Raw genomic sequence first — 14,989 nt, forward strand, 5'->3', positions numbered from 1 at the left:
ACATGGAAACGCGCGCAAACTACGTCTTGATCGGGGCCTTCGCGCTGGCGGGGTTCCTCGGGCTGCTGGGCTTTCTGCTGTGGTTCGCGCAGGTTGAGCTCGACCGGCAGTTCGACTATTACGACGTGCGGTTCTCCTCGGTCTCCGGCCTGTCGCGCGCGTCCGAGGTGCGGTTCTCGGGGCTGCCCGTGGGGCAGGTCGTCTCGGTGCAGCTCTCGCCGGAAGGGGACGGAACGGTGACCGCGCGGCTCGAGGTCAAGGGCGACACGCCGGTGCGCACCGACAGCATCGCCACCATCGAATCGATGGGGGTGACCGGGGTCGCCTATGTCGGGATCAGCCGGGGCGACCGCGATTCTCCGCTGCTTGAGGCGGAGGGGGACATCCCCGAGATCGAGGCCGGGCGCTCGGTGCTCCAGAGCCTGAGCGAGGACGCCCCGAAGATCATCGACGAGGCCCTCGCCGTGATGGAGAACATCAGCGAGTTGCTCAGCGACGAGAACCAGCGGAAGGTGCAGCAGATTCTCGACAATCTGGCGCGGTCCTCCGGCGATCTCTCGGACGCGCTGACCGAATTCTCGGGCGTCAGCCGGACCATCGCCGGGGCGACCGAGGACATCGCCGGTTTCGCCGAGCAGCTCAACCCGGTGGTCGCGGCGGTCGAGGACACGCTGGGTAATCTCGACGGCACGCTGGAGGCGCTGACCTCGCTCTCGGGCCGGATCGAGACCTCGCTCGACGAGGCCGACGCGGCGCTGCAAAGCGGGCGGGTGGCGCTCGACGCGGCAGAGATGTTCATGACCGGCGAATTGCCCGCCATCTCGCAGGATCTGACCGCGACCACGCTGTTCCTGCGCGAACAATCGGAATTGCTGGTCACCGACGCACGCACCATGCTGGACGAATTCGCGGCCACCGGGCGCGTCGCGACCGAGCGGCTGACCGAGGCCGAGGACACCATCGCGGCCACCGAGGCGGCCATAGCGCGGCTGACCGAGACGCTCGAAAGCATCGACAGGGCGGCGGTCACCTTCGACGGGTTCGTGACCGGCGACGGCACCGCGCTGGTGGCCGAGACGCGGGCGATGATCGCCAATGCCGACCGCACCATCGCCGCGATCAACACCGTCGCCGAGACTGACCTGCCCGCCATCGTCGCCGATATCCGTGGCGCGACCGAGACGGTGAACCGGGTGGTGACAGAGGTGGGCACGGACCTGAGCGGCGCCACCGGGCGCATCGACGGGCTCGCCGATGATGCGTCACGGACCATGGAACAGGTGACCGGGACCTTCGCCAACGCCAACCAGACGCTTGCGGCCATCGACGCGGCGTTGGTGACGGGCGAGCGCAGCCTCGAGGCCGCCGAACGCGCCTTCGACGGGGCCGACCGGGTGCTCAACGAGGACGTGGCAGCCATCACCGCCGACCTGCGCCGCGTCATGAAGCGGCTCGACGGCACGATCGCCTCGGTCTCCGAGGACATCCCCGCAGTCACCGCCGATCTGCGCGGCGCCGCCGAGACGGCGCGGCGCGCCTTCGACGAATTCGCGCAGGTGGTGGCGGACTCGGGCGCGCCGGTGCAGGAATTCGCCACCACCGGTCTGCCGCAATACACCCGGCTGGCGCGCGAAACGCGCGACCTCATCGCCAATCTCGAGAGCCTCGCGCGGCAGATCGAACGCGATCCCGCGCGGTTCTTTCTCAACCGCCAGACCCCGGAGTTCCGCAGATGATCCGCTTGCGCCACGTCCTGCCGCTGCTGTGTGCCCTCGTGCTGGGCGGCTGCGCGACGCTCTCCTCGATCACCGACGCAACGACACCCCTGCAAGCCTACGGGCTGCGTGCCCCCGCCGCAGCGCCCGACATTCGCGGCAGTCTGCGCCGCGACCTGGTGATCGAGACGCCCACGGCGGGTGGCGCGCTCGATACCGACCGCATCCTCATCCGCCCCGACCCGTTCCAGGCCGCCTACCTGCCGCAGGCGCGCTGGACGGATACCGCACCGGTCATGCTGCAAGGGCTGATGCTGCGCAGCTTCAGCGACGCGGATGCGCTGCGCTATGTCGGCCGCCGCCCGATCGGCGGGACGGCGGATTACCTGCTGCTGTCGGAGCTTACGGATTTCCAGGCCGAACTGGCCCCCGACGGCGAGACGGTGACCACGCGGCTGCGCCTGACCGCGCGGCTGGTGCGCGAGGCGGATGCCACCATCCTCGGCAGCCGCACCATCGAGACCACCGCGCCAGCCGCCTCCACCGAAGCCGCGGACGTGGTGGCCGGGCTCGATGCCGCCACGCGGGCGGGCCTGCGCGAGCTCACCGCATGGGCGCTGCGCCGCATGGGGCTGGCGGTGTCGGAATAACAGCGCGGCAGCGGCTGCGTCAGGCACGAACCTGCCGGGGAAAACAGTCCAGCCCGTTGATTTTCAACCCAAGGCAGACAGACCACCGGCGTCCGGGCGGTTCGCTGAAGCGCACACGCGAGTTGCCACAGGCCCGCGTCTTGCGGGTCATGAAAGACCGCGACAGGGTCTTGCAGGTGTCGCACCCAGGGAATCATCAGCCAGACATGCGCGGACATATCGTGCGTGGCGTGCTTGCGGGATGTTCCTGCCGATCCCGCCGAAATCGTCGCGCGCGGATGGCATGCAAGGCATCGGGGCGCGCGCGTCGCGGCGCATCCGGTTGGACGTCCTCAAGGACGGCGCGGCTGTCCATCGCGCCACTCGATGATCCGGTCGCCGATTTCATAGACGCGAAGGGCAATTTGCGGGGCGAACGCCATGTAGGGTGGAGCGGGTGCCAGCGGTTCGAGTGGCAGCGCGAGATCCCCCTCGGCCTTGTCGTTCGCCCAGTCGGCCAGGATTTTGCCCACCGTGTAACCCGTGGGCACCCCGCGCCCCGAGAGCCCCGTGACCGCGACCGCGCCCTCGTCCAGACGGTAGAGGCGCGGAATGGTTCGCTGCTGCATGTCGAGCTCTCCGGTCCAGATACACTCCCATCCGAGCGGATCGGGCAAGCCCGGATGATGAAACCGCAACCGGCGCGTCATCAGGTCGAGCATACTCGCGCGGCTCTGCCGCAGGCGGGGAAACATCGAGGCGACGATCCGGCCGAATTCATCGCGTTTGTAGACCAGGATATTGCCGCGACCGTCATGGGCGGTCACATTCGCCGGCAGAACGTCGGTCGCCTCGGGAACGGGCCTGGTCGCCGCCACCATGACGCGCATGATGCGGAAGCTGCGATCAAGCCCCGGCCAGCCGCCACGCGTATAGGCCCCGGTGGCAAAGATCACGCGATCGGCGTGAACCCGGCCCGTCGGCGTTGTGACCTGCCAGAGCGCGCCGGACCGTGCGGCCCCTGTCACCGGCGTGTTCACGAAGAGGCGCGCGCCATGTCCGCGCGCCGCCCGCGCCAGGCCACGCGAGAGACCCATCGGGTTGAGATGTGCGCCGCCGGGATGCACCCAGCCGCCATACTGCCCTTCCATTCCCGTCAGTGCGCGCACCTCGTCCGTGTCCGCGAGCCGGGTGGACTGGCCGGCAGCGTTGTAGCTGTCCCGCCTGGCCTTGAGCGCTGTCAGTTTTCTGGGGCTGGACGCGCACATGACGTATCCGTTCTGGACCCATTCGCAATCGATTTGGTGATGGCGCACGATCTCGCCGATGCGGTCCGCTGCCTCTAGCTGAAGCGCTATGAGCCGGTCGGCCCGCCGCGCGCCGAGCATGTCCCGGAGGTTTTGGAGCGCGTGATGGTGGAACGTCGGCGTGCAGTGCCCCGCATTGCGCCCGGAACCACCGAACCCGATTTCCTCACCCTCGAGAAGCACAACCTTCCGGCCCTGTTGCGCGAGGTCGAGCGCGGTGTGCAAGCCGCAATATCCGCCTCCCACGATGCAAACCTCGCAATCCTCGTCACCCTGCAATGCCTGCGTGATCTCCGATGCCGGTGCGGTACGCGGCCAGAGCACATCCCCGATCGGCGAAAATCGTGCCATGCGGGTCATGTCCCTGTCGCTGCGGCAAGCGTCAGATCGTCGCGAATGCAGGCAGTGCGGTGATCGGGGCCGACCTGCCGCAGCTCTGGCACGGCTTCGGCACAGGCATCGAGCGCATAGGGGCATCGTGTGCGGAACGGACAGCCCGAGGGTGGATTGACCGCGCTGGGGATGTCCCCCTCCAGAACGATGCGCTTCTTCCGGTCGCGCGCCGCGGGCGTCGGTGCCGCGGACAACAGAGCCTCGGTATAGGGATGATGGGGCTGAGAAAAGAGCGCGCGGGTCGGGGCGATCTCGACAATGCGGCCAAGATACATGACAGCGACATGGTCGGACACATGCCCCACCACGGCCAGGTCGTGCGTGATGAAAAGCATTGTAAGCTGCATCTCGCGTTGCAGCCTTGCGAAGAGGTTGAGAACCTGCGCCTGCACGGAAACGTCGAGCGCCGATACGACCTCGTCCGCCATGATGAAGTCGGGGCGCACCATCAGCGCGCGCGCGATGCCGATGCGCTGGCGCTGGCCGCCCGAAAATTCATGCGGGAAGCGGTCGATGTAGCGGGCCGGCAGGCCGACGGTTTCCAGCATCTCGCCCGCGCGGTCGCGCCGTGCCTGCCGCGACAGACCGGGTTCGTGAAAGCGCAGCGGAACAGAGAGCGTGTTCGCCACGCTCATGCGGGGATTGAGGCTGCTGAACGGGTCCTGGAACACCATCTGCATCCGTCGGCGCACCGCCTTCATCTCTTCGGACCCTGCCCGCGCGATGTCGACGCCGTCGAATTTCAGGCTGCCGGAGGTCGGGGTCTCGAGCCCCATGACCGCGCGACCGAACGTCGACTTGCCCGATCCGCTCTCGCCCACCAGCCCCAGAACGGAACGCCGGCCAATGTCGATCGTGATGCCGTCGACGGCCCGCACCACGAGGCCCGATCCGCCGAACAGCCCCCGGCGAAGCGGAAAATGCTGTTTGAGTTCTATGGTTTCAATGAGTGGCGTGTCGGCGGTCATGTCTCGCGTCCCTCGCCGATCTGTCTCCAGCGCTTGCAGCGCACCATGTGCCCGCCGCCTGCGTCCTCGATGGACGGGGGCGAGGTGTCGCACAGCCCCTCCTGCATGAAAGCACAGCGCGGATGAAAAGAGCAGCCCTGCGGCAGGGCGGCGGGATCGGGCACAAAACCCTCGATGGTCTTCAGGTCACCCAGTTTCAGCCCCGCGGTTTCAAGCCGCGGGACCGCGTTCATAAGGCCGATCGTATAGGGCATGAGCGGATCGCTCAGGACGGTCTCGGTTCGCCCCTCCTCGACCGTCTGGCCGGCATACATGACGATGGTGCGGTCGGCGATGTCCGCCACCACGCCGAAATCATGGGTGATGAAAAGCATGGCCATGCCCGTGTCTTTCTGCAGGCGGCGCAAGAGGTCGAGGATCTGGGCTTGCACCGTCACGTCGAGCGCCGTCGTGGGTTCGTCCGCGATCAGGATGTCCGGCTCCAGCGCAAGCGCGATGGCGATCATGATCCGCTGACGCATCCCGCCCGACAATTCGTGCGGATACGTGCCCAGACGATCCTGCGGATCGGGAATACCCACCTGCTCCAGCAACTCGACCGCGCGCGCCCGCGCCTTGGCGCGCGACACCCGGCGATGGCTTCGAATGGCTTCGACGATCTGGTCGCCAATGGTGTGGACCGGGTTGAGCGAGGTGAGCGGCTCCTGAAATATCATCGCGATCCGGTCGCCCCTGAGCCGCCGCATCCGGGATTCCGGCAGGTCGAGAAGATCGATGTCGCCGTCGCCGCTGTGCAGAACGATCCGGCCGGTTGTGCGCGATTGCGGCGGCGGCGGGAGCAGGCCCATAACGCCGAGGCTGGTCACCGACTTTCCCGAACCGCTTTCCCCCACGAGGGCCAGCGTCTCTCCCGCCTCGAGCGAAAAACTGACATCGCGCACGACGGTGAAATCCTGCCCCTCGGAGCGGAACCCTATCCCCAGGTCTTCGACGCTCAGAACGCGGCTCATTGCAGGTCACTTCTGGCGTCGAGCGCGTCGCGCAGCCCGTCACCGATAAAGTTGAAACTGGTCACCGCCAGCGTGATCGCCACCCCCGGCACGATGGCAAGCCAGGGCGCGGTGTCGAGGAATTGCTGCGCGTTGTTGAGCATGTTGCCCCAGCTCGGGAGCGGCGGCTGAATGCCGTATCCGAGGAAGCTGACATAGGCTTCGATCAGGATGGCGCGCGCGACGGTCAGGGTCGCGGCGACGATGATCGGCCCGATCGTGTTCGGCAAAAGCTCGCGGAACATGATCCATGTGTGCGACGCACCACTGATCTTCGCGGCGGTGACGAAATCCCGCTCGCGCAGCGACCGTATCTCGGCCGAGACGATGCGCGCGATCTCCATCCAGCTCGTCAGGGCGATGATGATCGTGATCATCAGGGCATTGGGCTCAAGGAAGGCGGCCAGCACCAGCAGGAGAAATATCTGGGGGAAACACAGAACCGCATCGGTAAAGCGCATCAGCACGGTGCCGATGACCTTGCCGAAATACCCTGCGACAAGGCCGATGACCGCTCCCAGAAGCGTCGACAGTACCATGGCCGCGATACCCACCATGAGCGACACGCGCCCGGCCATGAAAAGCCGTGCGGCCAGGTCGCGCCCCATCTCGTCGGTGCCGAGCAGATAGGTCTCCGTGCCCGGCGGCGAAAAACGGTCACGGATATGGATGTCCAGCATGCCGTGCGGCAGCATCCAGGGTCCGACCACGCAAAGCAGCGCGATCAAACTGATCATCACCAGCCCGGTGATCGCCAGCCGATGCCGGACGAAGCGGCGGACGGGCCGCGATGTGATCCAGCGGCGGTCCGTTGCGGCAATGGCAGGGGGGGACGTGTTCGTCGACATCACTCGAGCCTCACACGCGGATCGACGCCGGCCACGAGAAGATCGGCGATCAGGTTGCCCAGAAGTACGAAGATGGCCGTGAACATCAGCACACCCATTATGACCGGGTAGTCGTTGTAACCGAGACTGTCGAGAAACAGGCGCCCGATACCGGGCCAGGTGAAAACGGTCTCCGTCACCAGCGCCCCCGAGAGCAGCGTGGGAAGCTGGATACCGGTGAGCGTGATCATCGGAATCAGCGCGTTGCGCAGAATATGCACATAGAGCACGCGTCGGCGCGTCAGGCCCTTGGCCCGCGCCGTACGCACGAAGTCCTGGCCGACCACGTCAAGGATCGACGACCGCATGTAGCGCGACCAGATCGCGACCTGGACGAGGGCAAGAACCACCGAGGGCATGATCAGGTGTTCGGCATAGTCGAGAACGCTCTCGTCGCCGATGGTGTACATGTTGCCCGAAGGCAGCCAGCCCAGCCGCAGGGAAAAGACGTAGATCGCCACAAGCCCGAACCAGAATGTCGGGATCGACAGCGCGACCATCGCGCCAACGGTCGCGAGGTAGTCATAGGCCGAGTACCGCCGCATCGCTCCCAGCACACCGACCAGCGTGCCCAGCCCCACCGACAGTATGGTCGAGGTCAGGATCAGCAGCAGCGTGGCGAACAGATGCCCGAAAATGATGTCGAGGACGGCGCGCCCGTCGCGAAAACTTTCGCCCCAGTCCCCCATGACGAACCGGGCCGCCCAGTCCAGATACTGCACCGGCAACGGACGGTTGAGACCCATGCGCTCGGCAATCCTTTCAAGCTCGGCCTGGCTCATTCCCGGCGAGAGCGCGAATTGCGACAGCGGCCCGCCGGGCGCGAGGTGCAGGATCGTGAACCCGATCACCGACACCAGGAACAGCAAAAGCAGGCTGTGAGCCAGTCGGTATGTCAGAAACCTCAGCATGGCCGTACCTTACGGATTGCGCGGCCCGGGCCGTGGGGCCGGGCCGCGCGGTGCGCCGGGATCAGGCCCAGCGCCATTCGTTCAGGTTCCACGTCTCGATGCGGACGTTCACGTTCGGGTCGAACCCCTCCAGACCGGTCTTGTGGCCCCGCAGGTTGGCATACTGGAACATCGGCAGGAACGGCATGTCCTCGTGGACAAGGCGCTGGATTTCATCGTAGACCTCCTTGCGCTTTTTCGGCACGAACATGCGCCCGCCCTTCTCCAGAAGCTCGTCCACCCTTTCGTTCTTGTACTGCCAGGTGTTCTGACCCGCGCCGCCCTGAGCGGGGATGCTCGATGAATGCAGATAGTTCGAGACATCCGGGTCGGGCCCGGTGGTGAAGGTGATACCGACCATGACGCTGTCGAATTGCGACATCATCCAGTATTCACCCCACATCACCGCCGGCGGCAGGTTCGAAATCTCCATCTCGACACCGATCGCGGCATAGGTCTGCTGGATCAACTGCTGTGCCTGCTCGCGCACGTTGTTGCCCGCCGTGGTCGAGTTCTTGAAGGCGAGACGCACCCCGTCCTTTTCACGCACGCCGTCGGCACCGGGCAGCCAGCCTGCCTCGTCGAGGACCTGAGCCGCCTTTTCGGGGTCGAACGCGGCACTGGGCAGCTTTTCGTTGTAGTAGTACGACTCCCTCGGCAGGAAGCTCTCGGTCTGCTCGGGGATGCCGTAGTAGAGGGCTTCGACGATGGTTTCGCGGTCAAGCGCCAGAGACAGCGCACGGCGCACCTCGGGGTCCTGGAACTGCGGCTTGCCCATGTTGAAGGTGATCGACTCGACCGCGGAGGAGGGCGCGATCACGATCTCCCGTTCCGGGATCTGCTGGGCCTGCTCGTAGCGGTCCGGCTGGATGCCCTGAAGGCCGATCACATCGATGTCGCCGGTCCGGAATTGCGTGTAGAGCACCGTCATGTCCGGGATATAGCGGAAGATCGCCTGTTCCAGGTGCGGGCCTTCGCCAAAGTAATCCTGGTTCGCGTTGAGCAGGATGTAGTTGCCTGCCACCCGTTCGCCGAAGCTGAAAGGTCCGGTGCCGATGGGTTTGTTGCGAAAATCCGTCTGGTTCGGATCCTCGGCACCGGCCAATACATGCGCGGGGACGATGAACGTCCACGACAGGATTGCGGGATAGGGCGCAAACGGCTCGGCCATCTCCCATGTCAGCTCGTGGTCGTTCACGACCCGGATGTTCCGGACAAGCTCGTGCCCGTTGCGGCGCATGGCATTGAAGTCGGGGTTCTGGTTCAGTTCGATGGTGAACTTGACATCCTCGGCGGTGAACGGCTCGCCGTCATGCCAGGTCACGTCATCGCGCAGCTTGACGCGCCAGTTAAGCCCGTCCTCGGAAATCCCGCCATTCTCCACCGTCGGCACCTCGCGCGCCAGCGAAGGCTGGAAATTCCCGTCGGTGTCCACGATAAAGAGCGGATCGAACAGGTTGAAGTGAATGCCTTCATCGACCTCGATATGCGGCATGTGCGGGTGCATGACCGTGGGCTCCTGCGAAAAGCCGATCACGACCCGGCCCGAGGCTTCCTGCGCGGCAAGCCGCCCGGCCGCCGCATTGGACATCAGGAGTGTCATACCCGCGGCCCCGGTCCTGAGCAGGGTGCGGCGGTTCATAACGGTTGTATTCCTCATCGTCATCTTACCTCTCCTTGTTGGGTGGGTGATTGTTTTTCTGCTTCTTGGCCCCTCAGAAACCTTCATCCGGGGCGATCCGGCTTCCATCGGTGAAGCGCGAAAACCGGAATTCCCTGGCATCGACGCGCGGCGTGCGGTTCAGGACGATGTCGGCCATGAGCCCGCCCGCAGCCGGGCCGATACCAAAGCCATGGCCCGAGAACCCGCTTGCGATATGCAGACCCGGCGTGGACTCAACAGCCGAAATCACCGGAATTGCATCGGGCGTCACGTCGATGCAGCCCGCCCATCTTTGCGCGACCGGCACATTCCTCAGCGCCGGGAAAGCGTTGCCGACATGATCCATCAGCCGTCCAACCATGCGTGGCGAAGGCGCCGGGTCAAAGACGCGGTCGCGCTCGAACGGGGTTTCCTCGTCGGCCCGCCATGACTTCGCGCGCATCGCCTCGTGCAGAAACCGTTTGCCAAGGCGAAAATGCAATTCCCGGTGCTGCATCCGCAGAGCCGCGAGATACTTCAGGCCATACCGGATCGAGTTCGGCACGATATCGACGGTCGTGCCCGCTCCGCGCGACACGGTATAGCCGCCGTCCTCACGCTTGCGGATCGCGAAATCGTCGGTCCAGATCGCGTGGTCCGGCCCGCCTTCGGCCGGTTCCGTCCGGATCACATGGCTCACGACGCCCAGCGACGGAAGGTCCACGCCCATGTTACCCAGGAACAGGTTGGACCAGGCCCCGCCCGCGACGACAACGGCATCGCACGCTATACGGCCCCGCTCGGTGACGACCCCGCTGACCCGGCCGGCCTCCGTCTCAACCACGCGCACCGCACAACCAGTCAGGATCGCGGCCCCCTTGTCGCGCGCCGCCTCGGCAATGGCGGGGGCCGCCTTCTGCGGCTCGGCCCTGCCGTCCTCGGGGGTGTAGAGCGCGCCGACCCCCTCGATGCGGTCGGCTTCTGGCGTCATCCCGTGAAGTTCCCGTGCGCCGAGCATCCGGCTCGTTATCTGGAACGGTTCGAGATGGCGTTGCCAGCGACGGTACTTCTCAAAGCGGTCCTCATCGTCACATACGAACATGATCCCGGCGCTGCGATACCCCGTCGATCGTCCCGTGCGCGCATCCAGATTGCGCCACAGGCGGATCGCCTCGGCCATGAGCGGGACTTCCCGCGGGTCCCGGCGCGAGATGCGGACCCAGCCCCAGTTGCGGCTGGATTGCTCGTGGCCGATACCGCCCTTTTCGCAGATCGCGACCGAGTGGCCCGCCTCGGCCAGTTCCAGCGCCGTCGAGCACCCGATGATGCCGCCGCCGACGATCACCACATCGACCCGCGCGGGCAATTTCTGGTCGCCATGGACCGGAACGGGCGTCGGACCTGGCATCAGTAGAACTCCTCGGGCTGGCAGTTGACGCAAAGCTCCGCCACCGAAGCCGTGTCCGGCAGATCGAGAACGAGATCGACGAGACGGGCCACATCCCCGGGACGTGTCATGGTTTCGGGCGGCATATCGGTGATCGCACGCGCCATGTCGGTATCCACAAATCCGGGGCAGACCGCGGTCGCGCGTATCCCGTCATGCCACCCTTTCTGGCGGATACCATGCGCCAGGGCGACGGCGGCGTGCTTTGTAATGGAGTAGGCACCGCTCCCGGCGGATTTCACCCGTTTACCCGAAAGCGACGCAAGCAGGATGACGCGCCCGTTTTCCGCCTCGCGGAGCGCGGGCCACGCGGCCCTGACCAGCCTGCGAGGAGACCTCAGGTTGACCTCGAGCATCCGGTCAACCGTGTCTTCCCCGACGTCGATCACATCCCCCGGCTCCATGATCCCGGCACAGCAGATCACCGCGTCGATCCGCCCGAACCTGTCCAGCGCGGACGCGACCCAGTCGTCTTCATCGCGCTCAAACGCATCGTGTCGTGCAATGTGGCATTGCGAAAACCGTGCGTCGGCATCGTCGGGCCGCCGCATTCCCAGCGAAAGCTGCCATCCGTTGTCGAGAAGCCGCCGCGCGACCGCGTTGCCGATTCCGCGGCTTGCGCCGGAAATGATCGCCGTGCGCCCGGTCATTCCGCCCGCCCCTTCCTGATTTTCACATAGATGTCGCGGGTGATGCGGAGCAGATCCTCGCGGTCTTTCTCGGGCAAATCCGCAAAGAAATCGTCCGACTGCCGCTTGACGATGCTGCGCACCTCTTCGGCGAGGCTGTGGCCCTTGCCGGTGATATAGAGACCGAACGCGCGCCGTTCGGCCGGCATCTCGCGCTTGGTGATCAGGTCGTGATCCACAAGGTGGGTGATGATCCTGCTGATACTTGGCCGGTCGCGCAATGTCGCCTCGGCAATGGCCGAGGCGCGGATGCCGGGGTGAGAGTCGATCAACAACAGCGCGGTTATCTTGCCGGTTCCCCGCGCCACCGCCAGATCACCAAGCCGCGCGTCAAGATCTGTCGAAAGCGCGTAGTTCGCAGACCGCACATAGAAACTCAACAGACCCTCGAGGCAGTCGAGATCATCGACATCGAGCGAGGTACGACCACGCTCGTCGGCGGGTCCGCCTTCTTCCAAGGGATCACAACCGGACATGGGAGAAGGTAACGTCAGGTTAGTTGTGATTCGCAATCATTAATTTGAAAAACATGGCATCTCGTCGCACGCCCCGCCGTTCGTTGCACCAGGACCGGTCATTCTGGAAATCTCTGAAAAATTTGGCTCCTGGCGTGATTTGGCAGCATCGGGCTGACCCTGAGCGGAGCCGCACCAATGTCTTCGCCATCCTTCCCGACGCGGCCCCGATCATCCGCCCCACCGGCGCTGTCGTGGCCGCGCGGGGCGACGAATGGCGGACCGCAAGCCGCGACATGATGGGCAAGCCACTTGCACAGGCCGGCCACGCAGAGGCTTACCCGCTTCCAGCCAGCAGGGCCGCCTGATCGTGACCCCGGACCATCCGGCGAACGACACCATCCTGACGGACGCGACCCGCCGGTTGCGTCCCGCTCCGCCGCTGACGCGCGCTACGAGTGCGCCGGTCACGCCCCGAACACGATCCATGACCGAGGTCAGAAATACTCCGGGTTCCGCTGCATGATCTTGTCGACCTGCGCCAGCGTTCCCGACAAATGCTCGCGCACGACGGCTTCGGCCGCCGCGGTGTCACCCGCACCGACCGCGTCAAGAATACGCTCGTGACAGGACAGGATCGACGCGGATTTGCCGGGTTCCGGCAGGTTGAGCTTGCGCAGCCGGTCGATATGGCCCGAACGTGCGGTGACGATGGTCCAGAGATTTGGCACGCCCGCCGCCTGATAAAGCGACGCGTGATACTCACGGTCTTGGCGTGAAAACGCGTCCAGATCGCCTGTGTCGAGCGCGACGACAAGACCGACGACATCGAGGTGATCGACTGGGCGCAGGAAGACCGCGATCAGCTTCGCGAGGTCGCTCGCCAGGAATGGGAAAGCTATGCCCAGAAATCCGATCTGGCGCAGGAGGCGCTCGACGCGCATCTCGCCTACATGACCGAGATCGGCCTCTTCAAGGAGTGACCGTCCTCCCGCCCGGGGCCGTTCCATGTGACCGGGGCGGCCCCGGACCCCATTCCAAGCCAGTGGGAGAGACCCCATGAAACGCCTGCTCGCAGGCTACGCCGAGATTATGGACCGGTTCAGCGTGTTCATCGGCCATGCCTGCTCCACCCTGTTCTTCGCCTGCATCGTGATCTCGGCGCTGGAGGTTGTGTTGCGTTACGGCTTTGACAGCCCGACCGTCTGGTCGACCGAACTGGCGATGACGCTCTGCGCAACCGTCTGGGTTCTGTCGGTGGGCTACGTGACCCAACGCAACCGGCACATCTCGATCACCATGATGGAACTGCTGGTGAGCCCGCGCGTGTGGCGATATTTCCGCCTTGTGCAGCTTCTGGTCGCCTTCGGAGCGATCCTCGTGCTGACCATGGCGCTCTGGGGGCCGGCCGCGAAGGTGCTTGGCCGGACCGAGCATAGCGGAACCGCCTTCAACTCGCCCCAGCCGACATATCTCAAGGTGCTGATCGTCGTGGGCTGCGGTCTCTGCCTCGCGCAACTCGTGGCCAACATCATCCGGTGGGTCCAGAACTCTGAGGGAGACCTGTCCGGTGGGCATTGAACTCATCACCCTTCTGATCGTCGTCGCCCTCTTGGGCCTGATGGCCTTTGGCGTGCCGCTCGGCATTACCACGCTGACCGTCTCGCTGGTGACGGCGATCCTCTGTTTCGGCGAACGCGCCGGGTTCTTCATCGTCGCCGCCAATGTGAGCGAGGTTCTGCACAAGTATGAGCTGATCGCGGTGCCGTTCTTCGTTTTCATGGCGAATGTGCTGGAACGCTCGGGCATCGCCAAGTCGCTGTTTGATTCCATGGCCATCGCCGGGGGGCGGTTTCGCGGCTCTGTCGGCGTGCAGACCTGTATCGTGGCCGTCCTGCTGGCCGCCATGTCAGGGATCATGGGCGGCGAGATCGTGATGCTGGGGCTGATCGCGCTGCCGCAGATGCTGCGGCTGGGCTATGACAAGAAGCTGTCGATCGGCATCATCTGCGCTGCCGGTGCCCTGGCCACGCTCATTCCGCCATCGGTCGTTCTCATCGTCTACGGGCTGGCCGCACAGGTGTCGATCACCAAGCTCTTCGCGGCCTCTGCCGTGCCCGGGCTGCTGCTCGCCTCGCTCTATATCACCTACATCCTGGTGCGGGTGCGTCTGCGCCCCGGGATGGCCCCGATCTATGACATTCCCGAAACCGGTTATCCGTTCTTCAAGCGGCTGAAGTTCCTCAAGGGGATCATCCTGCCCGCCGTGCTGACCTTTACCGTGCTGGGCGTGATCTATTCCGGCATCGCCACGGTGACCGAGGCCGCCGCCATCGGTGCGGTCGGGGCGCTGGTCGTGGCGGGCGTGCGCAAGGAGGCGTGCTCTTCGCCATGAACATCCAGATGTATTACCTGTCGCCGCCGTTCGGGCCAGCCTGCTTCTTCCTGAAATCCGTCGCGCCCAAGGGCGTGGAGCTTCAGGACATCTTTGTCGCCGTGCTGCCCTTCATCGCGTTGCAGGCCATCGGCCTCGCTCTTGTCCTGTTCATCCCGGACATCGCGATGTGGCTGCCAAATCTGCTTGACTGAGGAGGACGGTTCAATGTCCTAGGACGAAGACAACGATCTGACCCGACAGGACGAAGACATCGACTCGGCCCATTTCGCGACCGAGGAGATGCGCGACGCGCATGATTATGGAGACGTTCGAGGATTTCGTTCTCGAAGAGGTCGAGAACGGCGCCGCGATCATCGGGCTCTACCCCTGCACCACCGGGGAAAATCAGAAAAAGTTCGACAAATGGCGCGAGAAAACCGGCCGCTGAGGACGGTGCTTTCGCTCCCACCCACTCACCGGG

16 protein-coding genes are annotated in these 14,989 nt (G+C 65.1%); 6 read left to right on the forward strand and 10 right to left on the reverse strand.

Annotated elements, in window-relative coordinates; translation table 11 throughout:
- Positions 1-2: 2 nt before the first annotated feature.
- Positions 3-1,736: an MlaD family protein gene (locus tag ACFFU4_RS03535; RefSeq protein WP_377067111.1), complete on the forward strand. Its 1,734-nt coding sequence runs from the start codon at positions 3-5 to the stop codon at positions 1,734-1,736.
- Positions 1,733-2,365 carry an ABC-type transport auxiliary lipoprotein family protein gene (locus ACFFU4_RS03540; RefSeq protein ID WP_377067113.1) on the forward strand — a complete coding sequence of 211 codons (633 nt, stop codon included), beginning with the start codon at positions 1,733-1,735 and terminating at the stop codon, positions 2,363-2,365. The genes ACFFU4_RS03535 and ACFFU4_RS03540 overlap by 4 nt, the downstream gene beginning before the upstream one ends.
- 332 nt (positions 2,366-2,697) lie before the next feature.
- On the opposite strand, the gene ACFFU4_RS03545 is transcribed toward ACFFU4_RS03540, so the two are convergent.
- The 10 genes from ACFFU4_RS03545 to ACFFU4_RS03590 all read right to left on the reverse strand — a co-directional run bounded on the left by ACFFU4_RS03545 (position 2,698) and on the right by ACFFU4_RS03590 (position 13,075).
- Entirely contained in the window at positions 2,698-4,002 is a 1,305-nt protein-coding gene (locus ACFFU4_RS03545; protein ID WP_377067115.1) for an NAD(P)/FAD-dependent oxidoreductase, read from the reverse strand.
- Between the two features lie 5 nt (positions 4,003-4,007).
- The gene (locus ACFFU4_RS03550; protein ID WP_377067117.1) at positions 4,008-5,012 is read right to left on the reverse strand and encodes an ABC transporter ATP-binding protein; all 1,005 of its coding nucleotides are present in this window, start codon (positions 5,010-5,012) and stop codon (positions 4,008-4,010) included.
- On the reverse strand, positions 5,009-6,022 hold the full coding sequence (locus ACFFU4_RS03555; protein ID WP_377067119.1) for an ABC transporter ATP-binding protein: 1,014 nt from the start codon (positions 6,020-6,022) through the stop codon (positions 5,009-5,011). The genes ACFFU4_RS03550 and ACFFU4_RS03555 overlap by 4 nt, the downstream gene beginning before the upstream one ends.
- The gene (locus tag ACFFU4_RS03560; RefSeq protein ID WP_377067121.1) at positions 6,019-6,909 is read right to left on the reverse strand and encodes an ABC transporter permease; all 891 of its coding nucleotides are present in this window, start codon (positions 6,907-6,909) and stop codon (positions 6,019-6,021) included. Before ACFFU4_RS03560 ends, ACFFU4_RS03555 begins: the two co-directional genes overlap by 4 nt.
- A complete protein-coding gene (locus ACFFU4_RS03565; protein WP_377067123.1) occupies positions 6,909-7,859 on the reverse strand; it encodes an ABC transporter permease in 951 nt (316 codons plus the stop codon). The genes ACFFU4_RS03560 and ACFFU4_RS03565 overlap by 1 nt, the downstream gene beginning before the upstream one ends.
- A gap of 61 nt (positions 7,860-7,920) precedes the next feature.
- Complete coding sequence (locus ACFFU4_RS03570; protein ID WP_377067125.1) at positions 7,921-9,564, reverse strand: peptide ABC transporter substrate-binding protein; 1,644 nt, start codon at positions 9,562-9,564, stop codon at positions 7,921-7,923.
- A 49-nt stretch (positions 9,565-9,613) separates the two neighbouring features.
- Positions 9,614-10,948 (reverse strand): NAD(P)/FAD-dependent oxidoreductase, encoded by a 1,335-nt coding sequence (locus ACFFU4_RS03575; protein WP_377067127.1) that lies wholly within the window; start codon positions 10,946-10,948, stop codon positions 9,614-9,616.
- Complete coding sequence (locus tag ACFFU4_RS03580; RefSeq protein ID WP_377067129.1) at positions 10,948-11,637, reverse strand: SDR family NAD(P)-dependent oxidoreductase; 690 nt, start codon at positions 11,635-11,637, stop codon at positions 10,948-10,950. The genes ACFFU4_RS03575 and ACFFU4_RS03580 overlap by 1 nt, the downstream gene beginning before the upstream one ends.
- Positions 11,634-12,152, reverse strand: coding sequence for a MarR family winged helix-turn-helix transcriptional regulator (locus tag ACFFU4_RS03585; RefSeq protein WP_377067131.1), 519 nt, complete (start codon positions 12,150-12,152; stop codon positions 11,634-11,636). Before ACFFU4_RS03585 ends, ACFFU4_RS03580 begins: the two co-directional genes overlap by 4 nt.
- A gap of 476 nt (positions 12,153-12,628) precedes the next feature.
- Positions 12,629-13,075, reverse strand: coding sequence for a GntR family transcriptional regulator (locus ACFFU4_RS03590; protein ID WP_377067133.1), 447 nt, complete (start codon positions 13,073-13,075; stop codon positions 12,629-12,631).
- Between the two features lie 115 nt (positions 13,076-13,190).
- Here ACFFU4_RS03590 and ACFFU4_RS03595 point away from each other — a divergent pair, with 115 nt between their 5' ends.
- The 4 genes from ACFFU4_RS03595 (at position 13,191) to ACFFU4_RS03610 (ending at position 14,956) form a co-directional block, all read left to right on the forward strand.
- Entirely contained in the window at positions 13,191-13,712 is a 522-nt protein-coding gene (locus tag ACFFU4_RS03595; RefSeq protein ID WP_377067135.1) for a TRAP transporter small permease subunit, read from the forward strand.
- Positions 13,702-14,526, forward strand: coding sequence for a TRAP transporter large permease subunit (locus ACFFU4_RS03600; RefSeq protein WP_377067137.1), 825 nt, complete (start codon positions 13,702-13,704; stop codon positions 14,524-14,526). Before ACFFU4_RS03595 ends, ACFFU4_RS03600 begins: the two co-directional genes overlap by 11 nt.
- Positions 14,511-14,720, forward strand: a complete 210-nt coding sequence (locus tag ACFFU4_RS03605) for a TRAP transporter large permease subunit (RefSeq protein ID WP_377067139.1) — start codon at positions 14,511-14,513, stop codon at positions 14,718-14,720. The genes ACFFU4_RS03600 and ACFFU4_RS03605 overlap by 16 nt, the downstream gene beginning before the upstream one ends.
- 101 nt (positions 14,721-14,821) lie before the next feature.
- The gene (locus tag ACFFU4_RS03610; protein WP_377067141.1) at positions 14,822-14,956 is read left to right on the forward strand and encodes a hypothetical protein; all 135 of its coding nucleotides are present in this window, start codon (positions 14,822-14,824) and stop codon (positions 14,954-14,956) included.
- The last annotated feature ends 33 nt before the right edge of the window (positions 14,957-14,989 follow it).

Source organism: Roseovarius ramblicola, from assembly GCF_042430665.1.
Lineage (GTDB): Bacteria > Pseudomonadota > Alphaproteobacteria > Rhodobacterales > Rhodobacteraceae > Roseovarius > Roseovarius ramblicola.

Excerpts from the sequence above, each read along its gene's own strand:
- ACFFU4_RS03535 (WP_377067111.1), top strand. The coding sequence starts at position 3 with ATGGAAACGCGCGCAAACTACGTCTTGATCGGGGCCTTCGCGCTGGCG.
- ACFFU4_RS03540 (WP_377067113.1), top strand. The coding sequence starts at position 1,733 with ATGATCCGCTTGCGCCACGTCCTGCCGCTGCTGTGTGCCCTCGTGCTG.
- ACFFU4_RS03545 (WP_377067115.1), bottom strand. The coding sequence starts at position 4,002 with ATGGCACGATTTTCGCCGATCGGGGATGTGCTCTGGCCGCGTACCGCA.
- ACFFU4_RS03550 (WP_377067117.1), bottom strand. The coding sequence starts at position 5,012 with ATGACCGCCGACACGCCACTCATTGAAACCATAGAACTCAAACAGCAT.
- ACFFU4_RS03555 (WP_377067119.1), bottom strand. The coding sequence starts at position 6,022 with ATGAGCCGCGTTCTGAGCGTCGAAGACCTGGGGATAGGGTTCCGCTCC.
- ACFFU4_RS03560 (WP_377067121.1), bottom strand. The coding sequence starts at position 6,909 with ATGTCGACGAACACGTCCCCCCCTGCCATTGCCGCAACGGACCGCCGC.
- ACFFU4_RS03565 (WP_377067123.1), bottom strand. The coding sequence starts at position 7,859 with ATGCTGAGGTTTCTGACATACCGACTGGCTCACAGCCTGCTTTTGCTG.
- ACFFU4_RS03570 (WP_377067125.1), bottom strand. The coding sequence starts at position 9,564 with ATGACGATGAGGAATACAACCGTTATGAACCGCCGCACCCTGCTCAGG.
- ACFFU4_RS03575 (WP_377067127.1), bottom strand. The coding sequence starts at position 10,948 with ATGCCAGGTCCGACGCCCGTTCCGGTCCATGGCGACCAGAAATTGCCC.
- ACFFU4_RS03580 (WP_377067129.1), bottom strand. The coding sequence starts at position 11,637 with ATGACCGGGCGCACGGCGATCATTTCCGGCGCAAGCCGCGGAATCGGC.
- ACFFU4_RS03585 (WP_377067131.1), bottom strand. The coding sequence starts at position 12,152 with ATGTCCGGTTGTGATCCCTTGGAAGAAGGCGGACCCGCCGACGAGCGT.
- ACFFU4_RS03590 (WP_377067133.1), bottom strand. The coding sequence starts at position 13,075 with ATGCGCGTCGAGCGCCTCCTGCGCCAGATCGGATTTCTGGGCATAGCT.
- ACFFU4_RS03595 (WP_377067135.1), top strand. The coding sequence starts at position 13,191 with ATGAAACGCCTGCTCGCAGGCTACGCCGAGATTATGGACCGGTTCAGC.
- ACFFU4_RS03610 (WP_377067141.1), top strand. The coding sequence starts at position 14,822 with ATGATTATGGAGACGTTCGAGGATTTCGTTCTCGAAGAGGTCGAGAAC.